Origin of the sequence: Sphingobacterium sp. Ag1 (assembly GCF_000988325.1) — a bacterium.
Classification (GTDB): domain Bacteria; phylum Bacteroidota; class Bacteroidia; order Sphingobacteriales; family Sphingobacteriaceae; genus Sphingobacterium.
This window is the reverse complement of record NZ_LBGU01000031.1, coordinates 95,575-114,191: the sequence shown is the minus strand read 5'-3', so window position 1 is coordinate 114,191 and position 18,617 is coordinate 95,575. Positions and strand designations below refer to the sequence as shown.

Sequence of the window (18,617 nt, the reverse complement as noted above, 5' to 3'; positions counted from 1 at the left end):
GTAAAAATGGAAAATATAACGATTCAAAAATTTTATATCGCAGGAATTTCTGTGAGAACGACTAATCAAAATGGTCAAGCTTCAGAAGACATCGAAGCACTTTGGGAAAGATTCTGGACTGAAGATATTCAGAATAAAATCCCCAATAAAACCAGTGACGAAATCTACGCCGTTTACACGGACTATAAATCTGATTTCAAAGGCTTTTACACAACGATTATAGGAATGTCTGTTGATTCACTAGAGAATTGTCCCGAAGGTTTTGTAGGAATAATTATTGAAGCGGACAACTACGAAAAATTTGTTTCTAAGGGCAAAATGCCTCAAGCGATTGTAGAAACCTGGTTAGAAATATGGGCAGACCAAGACTTGAATTCAAGACGTGCTTACAAAGCTGATTTTACAATCCACGGAAAGAAATATTACGACGGAGATAACGCTGAGGTAGAAACTTATCTGTCAATCAAATAATTGTGTAAAATAAGCTAATAAAGACCAAAAAGTGATTGAATACAAAGTTTTAAAATTGGCCAGATCTGGAAACTTGGATACATTGCCAAGAATTATAAATAATTTAAATAAAGTACAATCGCCTACCGGATTTGGATCATGGATGGTTATTCATAAAAACACAAATATATTAATGGGACATCTTTTCTTTTTTACATTGATCATACTACTTTTCGCAGTGACAGAAAAGGACATTTATTCATTAAACTTGTAAAAATAATTTCAATCAAATAAGTAAAAATACATGGATAATCAATTATATGAATTGAAAGTAAAAGACAAACAAAGCTTCATCAAATTTCTTGATTTGTTGCGCTGGGATTTGCTCCATCACCCAGAAACTTGGGAAAACAAAACTTTACCCGACTTTCTAGAGGCTTTGGCATCATACGCTGGAGACATCCAAGGGTATTATGATAATACAGACGCAAATGTAAATGCTGAAAAAGCTGCGTGGTCAACGTTTGCTGATATTTTCAAAGGAGCGAAGGCTTATCAAAGCATGGGGGGATGGGCGTTTGATTATGCATAAAATGCAAGAGATTTATAGGGGTTTTCATATGCAGATGCTTACTGCCGACGGTAAAGCCATCGACTTTTATAAAAAGAATGGCTTTGAACAGGCAGGTCAAACAGAGCCTATATGGATCTATTAAGGTAATGATCACTTAGAGAAAGTTAAGGTTATCTCCTACAAAACCCATGATAGATTCAATGGTTAAAAGCTTAGAACCAGTTCAATGAGCTCCTAAAAATAGATACTTTTGGTTAGATAGTAAATTAATTATCGAATAGAAAAGATACCTATCAGAGAGAAACACAAAGGCCGGACTTGCTTCCCCGACCGCTGACACAATTTACTTTACACTTCCCGAAACTTAGAGTTTTTCGATCTCTTCGGTCGAAAGCCCTGTGCCTTTAGCAATATCAGCTATAGGTAATCCCATTTCCTTAAATGCTTTAGCAGTCTCAAGAGCTTTTCTGCGCTCCCCTTCTGCCAGTCCCTTGGCTTCACCTTCCGCTAAACCTTTAGCTTTACCTTCTGCCAGACCTTCTGCCAGACCTTTTGCGTGACCTAAAGCTTCTCCGGATTTCAGGGCCGAATTGAATACGCTCTCCGCATCTCGCTTATGTTTTAAACGTGCTTCGTATGACATGAGTTCCTCCTCCGTTAATTTACCTATCTCTCCTATCTCAAAGATAAGACCAAATATTCTTTTATCCAAAAATGATGGCAATCTATCCATGGTACTCAAGTGTTTAAGTAAGTACAACCACTGATCCATAACTGTCTTTAGTTCTTCTGGCTGTTTATTGAACAATGGAAGCGAAATCATCTTATACCCCAATTTATCATAAAATATTTTTTTCGTCAACTTGTCACAGAGTGCGACATCATAAAAATAAGGATGTTCTGTGACTCGGGGTATGCCAGAATTTCCATTTCCATCCATATTAAACTCCAAAATACCGATAAAGTAAACTTCTGGCAGGTAATAATCATTGCCCTTCTTGCCCCGCGCCAATTGCTTATTGATGAGACGCGAAGTATAATACACTGCGCGGTCCTTAAAAAACTCCTGGAAGAGCTGCTGCATCTCAATGATGAAAACCTCACCATCACTGCCGATACAATGTAAATCAAATACAACACGACGCATTTCTTCATAATCGCCATCATACTCTACTGGCTTGTATCTCAGATCCGAAATTATCTTCTCTCCCTGAAACAGACTATTGAGAAATTCAATTAGTAATACTTTGTTGTCTTCTCTACCGAAGTAAAATTTCCAACCGAAATCGGTACGCGGATCTACGTACTTACCGAGCTGTTTTTTTGATCTGCTCATAATTTTTATAAATTGGCTATCAATCAAATATACAACAATATATTGATGAATACTAAAATAATTAGTAAATTCACATTTATGAAACCATTAGAAGTACACTGTCGCAATCGTATCATGCTCGTAAAATAAGTTATAGCAGATAAAGGTACGGGCATGCGTGATTATTATCTGTACGAAAAAAATAGCAACTCATTTTATGTCTTCAGAATGTCCCAGGGAATGGGAATTGGCTTACGACTCACTCGGCACGACTAAATCATAATTACCAAAGATGTATGTCTCCTTCAATTCTATCTTCGAAACACTGTGTACCGCAGCAGTTTGTGCTAAAGGCTATACGATTTGCCGTAGAATTAACACGAGTTTAAATTTTCTTCATATGAAAATTTGCAAATTTTATTACTTTTGCTCAAATTAACTAATTGATGAAAAGAATTATTGCCATAATAGCCACTATTTGTCTATTAATTTCTTGTAAAAAATCGACCACTGAACCCCAAGTTGAAGTGATACAAAGAGGGATCGAGTTGGAAACACTTATACCAGAAAGCTTGGGGTCGCAAGGGACCAAATTATTGGGACGTATACTGGCACTTAACAGTGAAAAAATTACGGAACACGGCTTTATGCTGACCACTTCCAAAGGGCTAGGCGCTGCTGATACGACTTGGCTAAAAATAACAGACCAAGCCGTGGCTGGTAACAACAGCTTATTGATAAAAGACCTAACCATTCCTACTAGTGGTCAAGCCTTTCGCCTTCAATATTATGTGCAAACAAAAGATAAAAAATATTGGGCCAATACAAGTGAATTTGTCCCCACTCCTATCAAAGTAAATGCGCTGGAAGATAGCAAAGTGACACTCGGACAACAACTGATCGTAACTGGCGACTTTGCTAAAATTGATGATACCTTTCGTATCTATATGCGTTCTAAAAATTCAATCGCTGCAGATCCGGTCCCATTTACGCTGAATACCAACAAAACAAGTATTTCATTTGCTGTACCGCAAAATTTGAAGCATGGTAATGAAATTGATTTTGTTCTGGTGGACAATAGGTATATGTCATCCTTCCTGGCAAAAGTTTCTGTCCTCGGCACATTATTACCACCAGAAACTTACGAATATACCTATAATGATGTCATCCGCTTTTACGGCCAGGGCCTTAGTTCGAATACCGATGCTCCATTCCAAATCATCATTGGCAATAAAGTGCTTCCCTACAATGTGGAATATCATTTAGGTGATTTACTGAACGGACAACGAGGAAAAGAATTTAGAATAGGTTACTTTAACGGTGCCGACACGATTATCTTTCCGAAAAAAATAAAATTGAATATCCCTTCTGAATCGGCATTCCAGTTCTATAACACATTTGCACATCCTGGAAGTACCCTCCGTGTGGATGCAGCAAATTTAGATCAATATTTGCCCTTAAGTTGGGATAAGTCAACGATAAATCTTGCAGGTAAAACAGCACAGCTGCAAATATTATGGGGACAGGATGACAATCTGACGATAGGAAACGTTGCTGAAGGCAGTTATCCTATTGAAATATTCACAGACTTATATAACTACACAAGCACGCAAAAACTCCGTGTTGAAAAACTTAAACCTTCCGGGATAAGTGCAGGGCCAGTGGAGCCAATGAGCCTGGTAAAAGTTTTTGGCAACTTTATGGAGGGTCAACGATATACTGTGGTAGAAAAAGGGGGATCCGGCTACGATAACATTGCCCGCAATGGAAGCCTGGATGTGTATGCCATGTCAAATACAAAAGAATTCGAAATTGTAAAAATTGGATACAGCAGTGACTGGAATCCCCCAACCTGGGTCGATACCAGTCTTAAAGTTGCAATAAAGGCTACAACCTTTACTGGGATTTCACCTTTGAGCGGCAATTACAATACTAAAATAGACTTACATGGGCAGGGTTTAAGGGGTGCTACTGTCCATATCGGTGAGAGCGTCCTGTTCCCAACGATTGATGACTATGGTAATGCCTATCTTTATATGCCCATGTATATCCTACCGGGAAAATATAAAATATCAATTTTTCAAAATGGAGAATGGTTCACTTCTGAACAGTTTTTCGAGCTAAAATATTAATAGAAATGAAACATCTATACGCACTGATTATAAGTATAATCATATGCTCTCTCTCTGCTTGTGGCGACAAGGAGTCCTTATCCAACGAAGAAACAATCAGTCAGGAGCCAATTGTTATTGAAACCGGTTCATTCTCCGGCATCACAGCTAATCAGGTCACCCTCCTCGCTACAGTAAAGAGCTTAAACAAGGAAAATATTTTGGATGCTGGCTTTATGGTAACCAAAATCGACGCCAATGGTAAAAAATCTGCTGAAAAAAATTATAGTATAGGTAAGAATGCCCAAATTGGGGAGACATCTTTGCTGGTGAAGCCTTCTGAAAATTTCGAACAGCGGATCAGTTATACTTATTATTTTTATATAAAAACCAACAATGCATTTTACAAAGGTGCAGAACGCAGCTTTACGCTAAATAATATCGCTTTTAACAGCCAGCCTAAAAAATATGCTTACGGTAAAGAAACAATTACAGTGACAGGTAATTTTGAAGGATTGGATTCCGATTATAGATTGAAAGCCTCTGGAGCATTTGACCTTTTTGACATCCCTTACGTAAAAAGCGAGGATAAAAAATCGCTGTATTTCGAGATAGGCCCATCGCTCAATCTCAATAGAGGTACTGAAATCGAAATATCTTTGGTACGCAAAGGAGAAAACCCCAATGTCTACCAACAAAAAGTCTTAGCGATTGAGTTTTTGCCTAAGCTAGATCCATTGGCGAAAAAACGTTACTATCCATCCGATATCATCCTAATGTCGTCCACAAACCTTGGAACGCTGCACGAAAATGATCGTCGAATTAAAATTTTGATCAATGATCTTGTCCTTCCATTTTCATCTTTCATCATACTCTCTGACCATAAGACATTAAAGGGAACCAGTTTTCGGATCGGCTATTGCAATGCAAAAGATACGGTATATTTTAAGGAACCACTGGAACTGGTCCCAGCTACTGAAATGGATGCCAGCATGGCTCAAACAACAATACACCCGAGCGGGGAATTTTCACTGGAATCAAGAAATATGGCTTTGTTTTTCCCAGAGATGGAAATGACCCTGGGAGGAAAGCCCATTACAGGTGGTTATGATTACAGAACCTATCTACTCAGTATGGCAGCTTCTCAGGTACCTAGCGGAGAGCAGGAACTGATCATAAAAAGTCGCTTCTACACTTATAAGTACCCACAAAAAATAAAAGTTCAGGAACTGGCTTGGACAACATTGGACCGTTCGGGCGGTTTTTGGGGAGAGACAGTAACTGCTCAAGGAAATTTTATTTCAGGTAAACCATATATCGTATTTGACCAGGATGGAAAAAGTATTGGTGAGGGTATTGCTCAAAATAATCAACTGAAATTTCACATCACCAATTGGTTTGATCAAGTGAAAGCGATCAAACTTGGTTATCCCAAGAGCTATAATGAATATGTAATCATTGATAAGACGTTAAATTTCACGTCCAAGGGATTTACTTTCGATAATTTTTATCCTAAACGTGGAATGTCAGGCGATATCCTGACTATTGAAGGAAAAGGAATAGCCTACGCCAGCAAATTTATGCTGGGTGATCAAAATCTACGACCTGTAATCATCAACAACAATAAGGTCACTTTTTCGATCCCCAAAATAAATGGGACCGGGAAAGTACGTATCAATTATTATATGAACGAAAAATTATACCAGAGCGATGACTATTTTGAGCTCTATTAAGCTGATGATACACAGGAACATCTTCCACTATTGTGTCTTTCTTATTGCCCTGACGTTGGCATCCTGTGAAAAAACAGAAACGATTGATAATAGCAATCCAGTAGCAATCGAACTGGAAACTTTGGAAGTGAAGATAATGTCGGAGAGTGAAATCCAGTTTGTGGGAAATATCAGCAGCCTCAACAAAGAGGAGATCCTGGATGTGGGTTTTATGCTCTATGACCTCAGTAAGGATCCACAAAACCCGATTGAGATCAGTATGGGGAAAGAAGCTGCCAAAGTCGGAAAGATCGTCTATGATTACAAAGCAAAAGCGAATTTCATCATGGGGCAGACCTATGGATTTAGCTTTTATGTCAAAACGAAAAAGGCCTTCTATAAAGGCGTACAGAATAGTTTTTCAGTAGACCTTATTCAAATTGATGGGGATAATATTCGCTATGCCAAAATAGGTCAAAAAGCAGCGATAAAGGGAGACTTCGCACAACTGAACAGAAACTACGTTATCAGCTTGGACGCCGAATCTAGTGAGACTGTGCCGTTTGAAATTTCTAAAGATAATTCGGAGCTGTCTTTTGTGCTTCCTGCTACCAATAAAAATCATGGGCAGTCGTTGGAAATTTATTTGCTTCATAAAAAGGAAAATGGGCTTAATCAGTACAGACGGAAACTACTAACATTGAAACTATTGGGAACTGTCAATAGACCATTGCCAAATACCTATTATTATGGCGATGTATTGCCGCTCAGTGGGATTGGTATAGAAAAACCTGTAACGGGAACTCTTAAAGTCGTGATGAATGGAAAATCGGTGGAATATAACCCTGCGTTGACCTTTGCTGATTTTGGCCCATTTAAGGGAAATACGATCCAGTGGGCTATTGATTATGGGAATGAAGTGGTAGAATTTGCCGAACCGCTGCAACTTAAAGCCCCCTCCCTATCCCATCTTAAGTTTGAACCCAATGGATATCATCCCTCTGGAATTATTATCATCCATGATTTTGATTTTTCTAAGTATTATGGCACTACCCTTCCCGAGATCCGTGTGGGAACTCATAAAATAACAGATGCTCATTTTAGCGATCAGAGTCTAATTTTTGATTTAAAAGGCCTCCCAGAAGGTCGATATCCATTGGAGTTTGTATCGCCAATGTACTCCGTTAAAAGTGATATGATGATTGTTGTGAAAAACTTTATCCTAAATCCCCTACCCCGGAAAGAAGTATATCAGCTCGATCAAATGACATTGACGGGGGCATTTATACCTAACCAATGGTATGTGCTCTCCATTGGTCCATCGTCCGAAATCTTTGAAGCTAAATCGGCTACGGAGATCGATATTAAGATCCCTCGCGTCACACCCGGTGACTACAAATTAAAATTGGAAGACGCTCCAGCACAGGACATAAAAATATTGGATCCGCAGTTTACGGATGTCAGCCCCAAAACAGTATCTGTAGGTCAAAATATAACAATTTCAGGAAAAGGACTGAACGATGTCGATATGGTTTTCTTAAACAACTATGCCTTCTTTCCTTCACATATAAATGGGGAAACAATCCAGATCCCCATTCCCTACACCGTACTTCCAGGGAAGTATAAATTAATGTTAAGGTTCAATTACAATAATAAAGATTTAGCTACCAACCAATACATTGAAATCTTGTAACTGTATGAAAAAAATTAATGTATATTCTCTTTTTCTAATCTTTCTCTTCACATTGATGAGTTTTGTATGGCTGGGTTGTAGTACCAAAGAGGAAATTATCCCGGATACAAAACCGATACAGATAGAAGCTCTTCCAGCAGGAAATGTTACGGCTTCAATAGTGACCCTAAATGCCGAGGTTCAGTATCTCAATGATGAAGTCGTCTTGGACCATGGTTTTATGATCATGGGAGTAAACAACAGTAATCCTGAAAAAGTATCGCTTGGAAAGATTGTAAAAGCTGGGCCAATTAACCTGGAGTATAAATCAAAATCGGTTTTTGAGCTCGATGCTTATTATTCTTATTATTACTATATACAGACCGAAAAACAGCGATACCTAAGTAAATCCATCTCTTTTACGGTTAAGGACTTTTGGGTAGATCAGCAAAGTGTATTGCCGATCACATTGGGTGATACACTCCATCTAACCGGAAAATTTGAACAGCTGAGCAACTATAATATAGTAAGGGTAAGCAATATATATCCTCAAAGAGAACTCAGCATAGTAAAACGGGACAAGGATTTTATGGACATTTTGATTCCCAAAGATCTCGGGAACCATGGCCAGAACATGACAATTCTCCTTAGTAAGTCTAGCAACGGGCAGAACTCCAATTTTGGAAGAGAACAAAGTCTGGTAAGCATCAAACTGCTGGGGAAGGTGGAATTCAACGCGAATGGCCCACATTATTTTGGTGATGATATTCCTATCAAAAGTTATGGGCTCAGTTGGGGTGTTTCAAATTTCAACCTTATCATTGGCAACAGGATTCTATCCTATTTCAATGACAATGACAAAATTAATCTTTCTGGGCTTAAAATCACCCAGCAGTCTATCCGTTTGGGGTATTACAATGGCGTGGATACAGTTATTGCCAAACAAAAGCTTGAGCTGATCCGCCCCAATCAAGACTTCTTTGAAACGACAAATATTGTTGCGCATCCAAGACAGATGAATACCATGCGATTCACCAATTTATTACAGTATTTTGGATCGGATTATTACAATATGAAAATCTTTGTAGGTGATAGTCTTTCTTCTGGACCTATTTATTATGGTCCGGACAGTATGCATTTTCAAATGCCTCGATTGGCTGATGGTAGTTACAAAGTGACTATAAATACGCCACAATATGGCAATATTGTACTCAAAAAACCAATAGAAATTAAGAAGTTAAAATATGAGATACAAAATAAGGTTCCTTACTATATAGGGGATGAGATCACATTAAAAGGAAATTTTTTAGATCATTGTAATTACGTTATTAAGATAAATGACTTTGATATCTTTAGTGGAGCTGCAAAGAATTCCATGTTAAAATTTAAACTATGGAATGCCAATTTTGGGAAAGAAACTTTTCTAGTTGGCATTGGTGGCGGCGACTACTACCCTGTTTATCCCGATAAGGGTGAAACAATTGATGTACCCGGTATTCGAATCGATAGCTTTTCGCCGACTAGCGGATATGCTGGAGATATCATGACGATAACAGGCAAAGGATTTGCAAATATGTACAGTATGGTGAATGTTTTCGTAGGTGATGTATCTGCAAAAGTAATATCATTCAATAACAACTCTGTCAAAATATATGTACCTATCACCATTCGTAAAGGCCCTGTACCGATACGGATGATGTACTACATTCCAAATGGCGAAGTGGTAGCATCACAAAAATTTGAAGCAAAATAAAACAAAGGAATTATAAATACGATCATTTTTGAGAGTGTAACACCAACTGTGTCATAGGATTAAAACTTAAAAACCTCTTTCGAGTTTGAGCATGGCTTCCCATGCCGCATACACTAAAGGCAAATACATAATATTATTTAAAATATTTTTTCGTAAAGGTTATACTACCGAGTTGTAAAGCTCCGCATAGCTATTATGGTATCCTTAACCAAAAATTGATTTACCATATTCCTTTAATTTAAATGATATAGGCAAAAGTATAGCTATAGCAGAACCTAGCAGGGAGAAACTTCCGCTTTATAAGCGGTAATTGGGAGATACCGAAAATACAGCACAATAAAGCCTCCCTCGACAGTCAGCAAGGGAGGCTTTAATTGTTAGCGGTTAAACAATATTTTTACTGTTTTTTTTCTCGTTCACTCCTCATCTCGGACAATGCCATCTCCGATTTTTCGAGACGTTCAATAACCTGTTTCAATACTTTATCCTTTTCTATCAGATGCAAAGTTACCTCTTCAATCTTTTTTAAAAGCACTTTATTCATCTCACCCAGTGAAATACCGTTTGCTTCAACCTCGCTTGCTTTAGGCACATCGGGTAAGTAACCGTGTTTATTAATAAACCTTTCTGTCTCTTCTAAAGACAATAGTCGGTACTCTTTATTAAATACGTAATCTGGCCAATTACTGATTTCCACTTTTATTTCTTGAGCCCTGATCTTACCATTAACAGAAAGTTTTTCAGAGGGTGAAATAGTTCCAATACCCACATTGCCGGTCTGGGCATTTTTAGGAGAAACCAATACGACATCGCCATTTGATTTAAAACTGAGTGGCGCGAAATATCCCCCTCCTTGTCTGTCCGCAAAAAATTCTAGCGTAAACGCTCCAGCAGCCCCCGAAAAATAACCGTCCTTACGATAACTCATCCACCACGCTACGGGTCCCCCAACCGGAATATTTTGACGATTTTTTATTGAGTACATGATATCTGAATAGGCATCGGCCCCACCATCACCGAAAACACTTATCCCTTGTCGGAGGTTACCCGCATCAATATGTAAAAGATTCCCTGGCGAGGTAGTTCCAATACCGACATAACCTGTGGTTGGAAATGTGTTCGTCTGAGCTATGCAGTATTGTTGTACGCCTAGCACGCAAAAAAATAATGAAAATAAAACTTTCTTTTTCATAAAAACAAAACTTTGGCTAAGTAAAAATAAATTATGTATTAATTTTCAACATGTTAAACAATTTGAAAATTAATACTGATCCAAATTTAGGTAAAGAAATTGGTTTTTAGGGATAATATTTTAACAGGAAATTTTTAAAAGTTTATACCCTATAATTAGATATATAATCCATTAAACCATTTCATTGGCAAAATTTACAGTTCGGCCTCCGATGGTCAACCTGTTCCTGAGTAATACGAATACGATTCACTTTAACGATATCTCTTTCTGTCAAGGATAATGTTTCATAATTAAGTCTTAAAGCTGTTGCAAGGTGAGTTATTCGCTGATTAACCATTGATGATTTCTCCACCATTGGGATGTAAAACTTGACCGCTTATAAAACTCGAATCTTCGCTAGCGAGAAATAGAAAACTTGGTGCAATCTCATTCGGCATTCCTGCCCTCCCCATGGGGGAGTCGCTTCCAAATTCGGAGTTTTTTTTAGGGTCAAATGAAGATGCGATCAATGGAGTCCATACCGGACCTGGCGCAACAGCATTGACCCTAATTCCTTTAGCGATAAGATTTGCTGACAAGCTTCGTGTGAAAGAAATTATTGCTCCTTTTGTTGCAGAATAATCGATCAACTTTGGACTGCCTCGATATGCAGTCACAGAGGATGTATTAATGATGCTTGCCCCCTTCTTAAGATACGGTATGGCATACTTCGTAATCCAGAAATAGGAAAAGAAATTATTCTGAAATGTCTTGTTTAACTGTTCAGTGGTGATTTTCTCGATTGATTCTGTTTCCCAATGAAGACCTGCATTATTAACGATAATATCAACTTGCTTATGCGTTTTGATCGTAAGTTCAATCACTTTTTTACAGTGATTTTCTTTTCCTAAATCCCCTTTAATCAGCATACATTTTCTGGAGAAGGATTCAACCTCTTTCTGGGTTTGTTTTGCATCTTTTGTTTCGCTAAGATAGGCAATAACAATATCAGCTCCCTCCTTCGCAAATAACAAAGCTACAGCTTTGCCTATGCCGCTATCTCCTCCCGTAATTAACGCTACCTTATTGTGCAATTTTCCTTCTGCAGGATACGTTAACGGTGAAGTGTCAGGAACTGGTGTCATATTTACTTCCAATCCGGGTCGCTTTTGCTTTTGCAACGGTCGAATCTTCTTACTTGCTGCTTTTTTCATACCATTTACCGATTCATCCGTAAAGTGAACAAAGTCAAAGTCTGAAAAGTTTGGTAGGTATTTATATTTGCCCTTTAACGAAGGGATTTGAAAAAATGCCACTGATTTTTAAGACGGACAATTTCTTGAGGATATCTTACATGCTAATTGATGCCGCTTTATTGAAATTTGCATGACCGACTAATATCCCTTTTTGATATTTTTATTGTTAGTATTTAAAGAAATAGCCATACTTTCTTCCGGTCCGCTAAAATAAAGTTCAAAACCAAACTTCTCAAATAATGCTTTCGAAGCAAGATTTTCCGATTTTATAATTGCGATGCCATCTAAAATTTACTGCGATTTTTTGCCCTTTGTCAAAAGATTTAAGTTTTAATAGGCCTAATTTAGGTCCGATGGTTCATTAGACAGATGAAATACAGCAACACTCATTTATCAACAACATAAAATGTTAACGAAAATTTACGGAAACTCAATTTATATATTTTGTTTTTGACGGCCGAAAAACTATGTAGTCAATGGTGGACATTTTGACTATATGGCCTCAGTATTATCGAAAATAATCTAAAGAAGAAAACATCAGATACTACTAAAGTAATGTAGCGTTTAGGTCGTGTAGTTCCGATAGCTAGCACAAATTGTCAATAAAAGATATGAAAGGAAAATTTATTAAAGGAATTATACTATGTATTTTGGTTATACCCAATACACCTATTATAGGGACAGAAATATTAAAGGCCATTGATGGTGACCATTTTCGATATGCTAATGCAAACGCCGCGTTTACCAGCATTGAATACATAGATACTTATGTCCCTTGGATGAGCAAGTGGACAATGTATGGATTTATCCATGATACCAAACCAGAAATGACCAATATGGAAATATTTAGGCTTTACAGAATTAACCCGCTGTGTTTTTGGCGTTGGCGCTATTATTTAACGGTTAGCAGACATTTCGCGTATCGGGACTGGAAAAAAATAAAGCCAAATAGAGTTCCCTTCAAACCATCTAATAGATGGCAGGATTTCTGATTTTTGTAAAAACAATTTCATGGAAGAGGACTTTGAATTTCCATCATTAGCAATTCATGTACTGATCGTTGCCTTATCGAAGGAGATCACTCCATGTACCTGCCAGGGATGTAAGGAAGCAATAACCGGAGCGAGCCTCTTGGCACTCCGTTCAGGCAACCCGTTAATAGGAATATTTTTGTTTTTTTTTTACGCTTTATAAACGCAGATTATAATATATTTAAATAACACAATTTTTAATTTTCAAATCATTCATTTTAACGCTAGGTCTATGGAAACTAATGGAGCAACAGTAGTAATTTCTCACCATATCAGAGAGGGAAGGGATCACGACTATGAGCAATGGCTGAATGAGATAGGACCGCTCTGCAGAAATGCCAGAGGGCTTATCGACTGGCAGATCATTCGTCCGATTCAGGGGTTAACGTACCTCTATACCGTTATCATTCGTTTTGATACGATAAGTAATTTGAAACACTGGATGCAATCCGACGATAGAAAACAATTGATTGAAAAAATCCGCCCCCTTTTGGCAAAAGATGATAATTATTACATTAACACGGGACTTGATTTTTTATTTACTTCGGAAAATAGCACGATGAAGCCTCCGGTGCGCTGGAAGCAGTTTTTGGTAACATGGTCGGCTATTTATCCTTTGTCAATAGTAATTCCGTTAATTTTACTTCCAATATTAAAAAGGCTGGGATTCCCTCCCATCCGGTTGCTTGATTCACTGTTTATATCTTGTGCTGTTGTTGCATTAATGGTCTATGTCATTATGCCAAACTATACAAAATGGATAAAAAAATGGCTTTATCGGTAACTTAAATGAGAGAAAATTTGTCAGAGAAAACGACACCCAGCTTTGCAAATTCCGCACTCATAAAACAATTTCTTTGTGGTATTTAATAGTAAGGGAAAATTCAGGCTTTATGAAACCGCAAAAAAACTTTATCTGTTTTCATAATAATCTGTACGACGATAATAATGAATGGTCGAATTAGATTTTTTCATCCTATTATTATAGTCTTTTCTAAACAGAAACACTATAATTACAATGAATAAGAATAATAATAAATAGACAAATAATATATCGTATAGCCAAGATCCTTGCAGATAAAAGGAATCGTCTGCAAGAAAAAACGTTTGCTGTTCAATATTTTGTGGATTATAAAACAATATGTATTCCTTATCAGCTATTCTTCTCTTTGCTCTGTCCAACAGTTCAGTCCGCATCCCTTCAAAACGTCGCTGGCTCATAACCGGTAAAAATGCATAGTGCTTTTCCGCCTTGTCTAATTTCCGCAAGACCTGTTGTCCATTGGCAGTATATCGGTATTCGATATTTAAATACGCGTATTTTGTCTTTCCTCTGTGTATTTTAGACTCGAAGTTTAGGATAGCGGGTGCTGTAGCAACCCAGCTTGGATGCGTCAGCACAAACTCTTTCCGCTCCAAAGATGGACTTACAGAAAAAACGGAAATTATTAAAATATAAACTGCTACCAATAGGACCGCAAACACCATGCGCTTGCCGCCTTGCATCGTTATGCGTTTTCCATTCACATCATAGCGGACTTCCTCCCGGGCATCTCCGTTACCTAATTTGCGAAGGATCATTTTTTGCAAGAGGAAATAAAGTAAAGCAGAGCATACCAGCGCATAAATAAAATAACGGTAACTATTGCCCCAAAAAATGATGACAAAGATGAAGGCTGCAGCCACCGACCATTGAAGAAATTTCCCAATTGATTTCATAAGACTTAGTTCAGACTTAAGCAAAGCAATAACCTTTACAGTTTATGCCATTGCAGTTCTCTATTATTCAAAAATAAAAATAAGGTCTTGGACAATATCCATGGTCCTCTATTTAAAATCCGTAAGCAGAAAATTATGATTCGCAGTACAGTGGTAAATTTTTGCGCAACCAGAACCAAGAAGTGGAAATACCAGGCCCGCTAAAGTAACATGTCACAGTTGCACGCGCTGTTCTTTATTTTTTACACTTGTAATGCAGCTGTATCAATCCAGTATCAAATGCTTTTGCTGTGATAAATTCTAGGGCTTGCTCAGGTCTTCCATCTCTAAAAAGCCTTGTTCCATTACCTAACAGAACCGGAATAACCGAAATGAAAAAATCGTCTATTAAGCCGTACTTCAATAACTCATTGATTACTTCCGCGCCACCATCACAATAAATATTTTTACCGTCCCCTGATTTTAGGTATGCTGACAATTCGGCTAAGTCCCCTGTGTAAAAAATCGTCCTACCTACTTGTGGCCTTTCGGTTCTTGTAATGACATAAATATCTCGCTGCCCATTGTCGTAGTGCGATGATCCGATTTCGCGAACAACATAGTCGTAAGTTTTTCTGCCAACAATTATGGTATCAATCCGGGACGTAAATTCAGCGTAGCCATAGTCTTCTCCATCTTTTTCTACTAATTTCAAAAAGCTTAAGTCGTCGTTGGGCTTTGCAATATATCCATCCAGGCTCATTGCAATGAAAAGTGAAATTTTTCGCATATGATTAAAGTTCTAAAGTTTAAGCAAATTTACATCTACGGTATCATCGACATTTTGTAAAAATGCGACAAAATTAAAGTGACGAAGGTAGAAGTCCTGTATTTCGTCTGATTTCAAGACTGAGATGTGAATGATCGTAGTAGCCACATTCAAAAGCGATATCCATAAAACTGCGGCTTTGTTTCGAATTTCTGATTAAGGACAATGCATGCTGAAAACGGATAATGTTTGAATATTCTTTTGGTGATAGTCCGATAAGCTTTTTGAAATTGCGTTCCAGCTGTCTCACCGTTGTGCAATTTCTTTTTGCCAGATCAAAAACGCTAATTCTTCCCTTGGATAAATGTATATCGTTAATCACAGTGTGTAACTGATTTGTTTTGGTTTTTAGCCTTTCGGAATAAAAACGATCGAAATAATTGAATGAATCTTCATGCACTTTATCAACACGAAAGGCGATGCACTTTTCAAGTTCGACGGTATTGTTTGTTAATTCATTTTGAGAAGCATAACGGTAAAAATTAGCAAAAGTCGCAGGCTTTAAGCAAACGCCAATGAGATGCGTATCGTTATCAATAAGGCTGTCTTTGAAAGCAGTCATAGCACCTACTACATAGGTTTTCCCAGAATCCATCGAAAAACAACCATTATCAGTCAAACATTTATTCCCTAAATTCAATAGGATTCCAGCACAACCATCGGGAAAAACACGCTCCCACCCTTTTTCATATTCGTTTCCTTTCAGTTCCCAATAAAAATGAATATAGGATTCTAATTCTTTATAAGGTTTCACTTTCTTGTATTCCATTAGTCTTATGGGCTCAGTTTACTACGGTAAAATACGAAGTTATGATCAGAATTCACTCATGTATTTTCGGAGGCGCATTCTTGAAAAGTAGTACCGCAGAAGTACATTTTATCACGCGAAAAACTCCAAATTTGAATATCATCCCGTTTTAATTTATCTCCGGCTTTCGATTTCTTCGAAATACGACATTACTTTTTTGTCCGTTTCATTATGCAAAGTAACGGCATCGTCAAAAAGATCTCGCCTCAATTGTCTATAGAGCAATATGCCATTCCTCAAACTGCTTAATAAAGATTTTCTATCATACGTTGGAAGGGTGAGTTTTAATTTTTCGAGATCATCGGGGAGCAAATCCTGTTCGACTTTTCTAACACCCCGGGGTAAATTGTCATTTTTGATATGCAACAATGGGCCAAAAACAACCATCCGTAAAAATGCCATAAAGTCGTATGCTTCAAAGTATTCTCCCCGTCCTATTTTTAACAACGCGTAATGCACCCAGATCCAAAAACGATCTTCAATCCATTGATAATCTGGGTAAGGAAATTTTTCAACGGTCTGAGAAAGTATTGTTTCCAGTTGTTTGTCTTTATCGATTAGTAGTGTTGGATTTTCAATACGGACTTTAAATTCTTCAATTGTTAAAAATTTTATATCAACATGCAAAAGAGGATCGGCATAAAGACAAATTAATAATCTCGGTTCTCCAACGTGCTCTCCGGTAAAACCCGACAAAAAATTCCCTAGTCTTTTCGCGTAGTCCAACATAAGATTTCTGTCGTTAGAAATTCGTTGTCTCGTTACCAAAATTAGATCAAGATCTGAAAAGTCATCAATTTCATTTGTTAGCCAGGACCCCGCAATTGCCAAACCAATCACATTGTCATCTGGTTCTAAAATTTCCTTTGCTTTATAAGCAAATGCTTGTTGTATCATCATACTCTTTTAAGAATTGGTAATTCTCCCAGTTAATTAAGCATTGTTCTATTTTAGCGATCTCTGCACTAAAAGAATATCATACTGCATTAAGCTCCTTGAACGTCGCTAGCGAATTGCATTTGCGAGCTATGTTCACTGATAGTTATTTTAAATGCTCCGAAAGAAAAGCGAGTATTTCGGCTACCAATTGTCGATGTATTGATTTTCTGTCCGTGGCATTATGGTCGCGATAATAAGTAGGCTCATCTTTAACCAATTGAAGCTTCCCTTCATTCAAGAAAATGTAATGTCCTATTTTACCTTGAAGTACACTGTATTTTGAATTTTTAAGGACATTATTGTACTGTAGTGCGTTCGTTTTAAGAGGAGCTATCGAATCTTCTGCCGCGCCAATGATCAAAGCTGGTGATGTATTCGTTTGCTTCGCTTTTCGAAGGCCAAGCCCAAGGGCTGGAGACAAGGCTATACTGGCTTTAACGCGACTATCTCTTAAATCTGCGGGCACCCGTTCGCAGGATATTCTTTGCATTAATTCCCGGAGGTCACCTAACTCAGGAACGACAAATTGCTTTCGGTTTTCGGCTAACGAAGCGTTTTTCTTGAGCATATCGCAATCCAGTTTGACCCCGGCAAGCGCCAAAGTAGTATACCCCCCCAGTGAAAATCCTATGCCGGCAATCCTATTGCTGTCTATATAGCTATTAAACCGTGTATCGTCAAGTAATGATGAAATCAAGAAACGAATATCTAGCGGTCTATCCCAATAGCGTACAAAGTTCTCAGGAATTTTATTATCGAGCGTGTTGCCCCAATGATCTGGAGCAACAACAAGATATCCGTTTTTCGCCAATTCAATCGCCAGCCAAGATAAGCTAAATCGATCGCCTCCAGTACCATGAGACAACACGATCAATGGATGTTTATTTTGTATAAATGCGGCGTCTTTTGCTGTAGGCGGTAAAATAAATGGCCGTTCTGTATCCTTAACATTGCTGTCCTCTGTCGGATACCAGAGCTGCACACTTAAAGGACGCCCTCGAATAGAATCAGTATACGCAATTTTACGTTCACCAACGTTTTTGACCGGTGTATGATAAATCATTAAAAATAGACTCAACAAAACAAAACTAAATGGGATATTCATATTCGATACGACTAAACTTAGGCTATTATCAATTGAAAATAGAGACAAACCACCTATCAATAGACAAATTTACGAACGGTAAGTTTATTAGATCAATGGTTATATTTAACCATAAAATAGTTTTCTCCGCAATGCTATATTTTAAATAGCAGCTCAGGTATAGACGAAGCTGCTAGCCTTGGGTGGTTTATTT

The 18,617-nt window shown here is 37.8% G+C and carries 17 protein-coding genes; 9 read left to right on the top strand and 8 right to left on the bottom strand.

Features of this window, described 5'->3' with window-relative positions; translation table 11 throughout:
* The first annotated feature begins 6 nt into the window (after positions 1 to 6).
* The 3 genes from AAW12_RS07630 to AAW12_RS26725 all read left to right on the top strand — a co-directional run bounded on the left by AAW12_RS07630 (position 7) and on the right by AAW12_RS26725 (position 1,166).
* Positions 7 to 471, top strand: coding sequence for a GyrI-like domain-containing protein (locus AAW12_RS07630; protein ID WP_046673006.1), 465 nt, complete (start codon positions 7 to 9; stop codon positions 469 to 471).
* Between the two features lie 283 nt (positions 472 to 754).
* The gene (locus AAW12_RS07625; protein WP_046673005.1) at positions 755 to 1,042 is read left to right on the top strand and encodes a hypothetical protein; all 288 of its coding nucleotides are present in this window, start codon (positions 755 to 757) and stop codon (positions 1,040 to 1,042) included.
* Position 1,043: 1 nt separating this feature from the next.
* Positions 1,044 to 1,166 carry a hypothetical protein gene (locus AAW12_RS26725; protein ID WP_262506840.1) on the top strand — a complete coding sequence of 41 codons (123 nt, stop codon included), beginning with the start codon at positions 1,044 to 1,046 and terminating at the stop codon, positions 1,164 to 1,166.
* A 222-nt stretch (positions 1,167 to 1,388) separates the two neighbouring features.
* On the opposite strand, the gene AAW12_RS07620 is transcribed toward AAW12_RS26725, so the two are convergent.
* Complete coding sequence (locus AAW12_RS07620; RefSeq protein WP_046673004.1) at positions 1,389 to 2,360, bottom strand: Rpn family recombination-promoting nuclease/putative transposase; 972 nt, start codon at positions 2,358 to 2,360, stop codon at positions 1,389 to 1,391.
* A gap of 425 nt (positions 2,361 to 2,785) precedes the next feature.
* Between AAW12_RS07620 and AAW12_RS07615 the strand changes: the two genes are divergently transcribed.
* From AAW12_RS07615 to AAW12_RS07600, 4 genes are read left to right on the top strand one after another with little or no spacing between them, the layout of a single operon-like run.
* Positions 2,786 to 4,471 (top strand): hypothetical protein, encoded by a 1,686-nt coding sequence (locus AAW12_RS07615; protein ID WP_046673003.1) that lies wholly within the window; start codon positions 2,786 to 2,788, stop codon positions 4,469 to 4,471.
* A 5-nt stretch (positions 4,472 to 4,476) separates the two neighbouring features.
* Positions 4,477 to 6,183, top strand: a complete 1,707-nt coding sequence (locus AAW12_RS07610; protein WP_046673002.1) for an IPT/TIG domain-containing protein — start codon at positions 4,477 to 4,479, stop codon at positions 6,181 to 6,183.
* Between the two features lie 4 nt (positions 6,184 to 6,187).
* Complete coding sequence (locus AAW12_RS07605) at positions 6,188 to 7,855, top strand: IPT/TIG domain-containing protein (protein WP_156167575.1); 1,668 nt, start codon at positions 6,188 to 6,190, stop codon at positions 7,853 to 7,855.
* A 4-nt stretch (positions 7,856 to 7,859) separates the two neighbouring features.
* Positions 7,860 to 9,587: an IPT/TIG domain-containing protein gene (locus AAW12_RS07600; protein WP_084823106.1), complete on the top strand. Its 1,728-nt coding sequence runs from the start codon at positions 7,860 to 7,862 to the stop codon at positions 9,585 to 9,587.
* Positions 9,588 to 9,984: 397 nt separating this feature from the next.
* On the opposite strand, the gene AAW12_RS25375 is transcribed toward AAW12_RS07600, so the two are convergent.
* Positions 9,985 to 10,779 carry a hypothetical protein gene (locus AAW12_RS25375; protein WP_053003569.1) on the bottom strand — a complete coding sequence of 265 codons (795 nt, stop codon included), beginning with the start codon at positions 10,777 to 10,779 and terminating at the stop codon, positions 9,985 to 9,987.
* A 329-nt stretch (positions 10,780 to 11,108) separates the two neighbouring features.
* Positions 11,109 to 12,074 carry an SDR family oxidoreductase gene (locus tag AAW12_RS07590; protein ID WP_231585226.1) on the bottom strand — a complete coding sequence of 322 codons (966 nt, stop codon included), beginning with the start codon at positions 12,072 to 12,074 and terminating at the stop codon, positions 11,109 to 11,111.
* Positions 12,075 to 12,625: 551 nt separating this feature from the next.
* Here AAW12_RS07590 and AAW12_RS07585 point away from each other — a divergent pair.
* Positions 12,626 to 13,006 (top strand): hypothetical protein, encoded by a 381-nt coding sequence (locus tag AAW12_RS07585; protein WP_046672999.1) that lies wholly within the window; start codon positions 12,626 to 12,628, stop codon positions 13,004 to 13,006.
* A gap of 271 nt (positions 13,007 to 13,277) precedes the next feature.
* Complete coding sequence (locus tag AAW12_RS07580; RefSeq protein ID WP_046672998.1) at positions 13,278 to 13,829, top strand: antibiotic biosynthesis monooxygenase; 552 nt, start codon at positions 13,278 to 13,280, stop codon at positions 13,827 to 13,829.
* A gap of 128 nt (positions 13,830 to 13,957) precedes the next feature.
* Here the strand turns inward: AAW12_RS07580 and AAW12_RS07575 are convergent, their stop codons facing one another.
* The 5 genes from AAW12_RS07575 to AAW12_RS07555 form a co-directional block, all read right to left on the bottom strand.
* Positions 13,958 to 14,764, bottom strand: coding sequence for a hypothetical protein (locus AAW12_RS07575; RefSeq protein ID WP_046672997.1), 807 nt, complete (start codon positions 14,762 to 14,764; stop codon positions 13,958 to 13,960).
* A gap of 235 nt (positions 14,765 to 14,999) precedes the next feature.
* Entirely contained in the window at positions 15,000 to 15,533 is a 534-nt protein-coding gene (locus tag AAW12_RS07570) for a dihydrofolate reductase family protein (RefSeq protein WP_046672996.1), read from the bottom strand.
* 73 nt (positions 15,534 to 15,606) lie between these two features.
* Complete coding sequence (locus AAW12_RS07565; protein ID WP_046672995.1) at positions 15,607 to 16,341, bottom strand: helix-turn-helix domain-containing protein; 735 nt, start codon at positions 16,339 to 16,341, stop codon at positions 15,607 to 15,609.
* Between the two features lie 153 nt (positions 16,342 to 16,494).
* Positions 16,495 to 17,280: an aminoglycoside 6-adenylyltransferase gene (locus tag AAW12_RS07560; RefSeq protein ID WP_197083997.1), complete on the bottom strand. Its 786-nt coding sequence runs from the start codon at positions 17,278 to 17,280 to the stop codon at positions 16,495 to 16,497.
* 142 nt (positions 17,281 to 17,422) lie between these two features.
* A complete protein-coding gene (locus AAW12_RS07555) occupies positions 17,423 to 18,424 on the bottom strand; it encodes an alpha/beta hydrolase family protein (RefSeq protein WP_053003568.1) in 1,002 nt (333 codons plus the stop codon).
* Between the last annotated feature and the right edge of the window lie 193 nt (positions 18,425 to 18,617).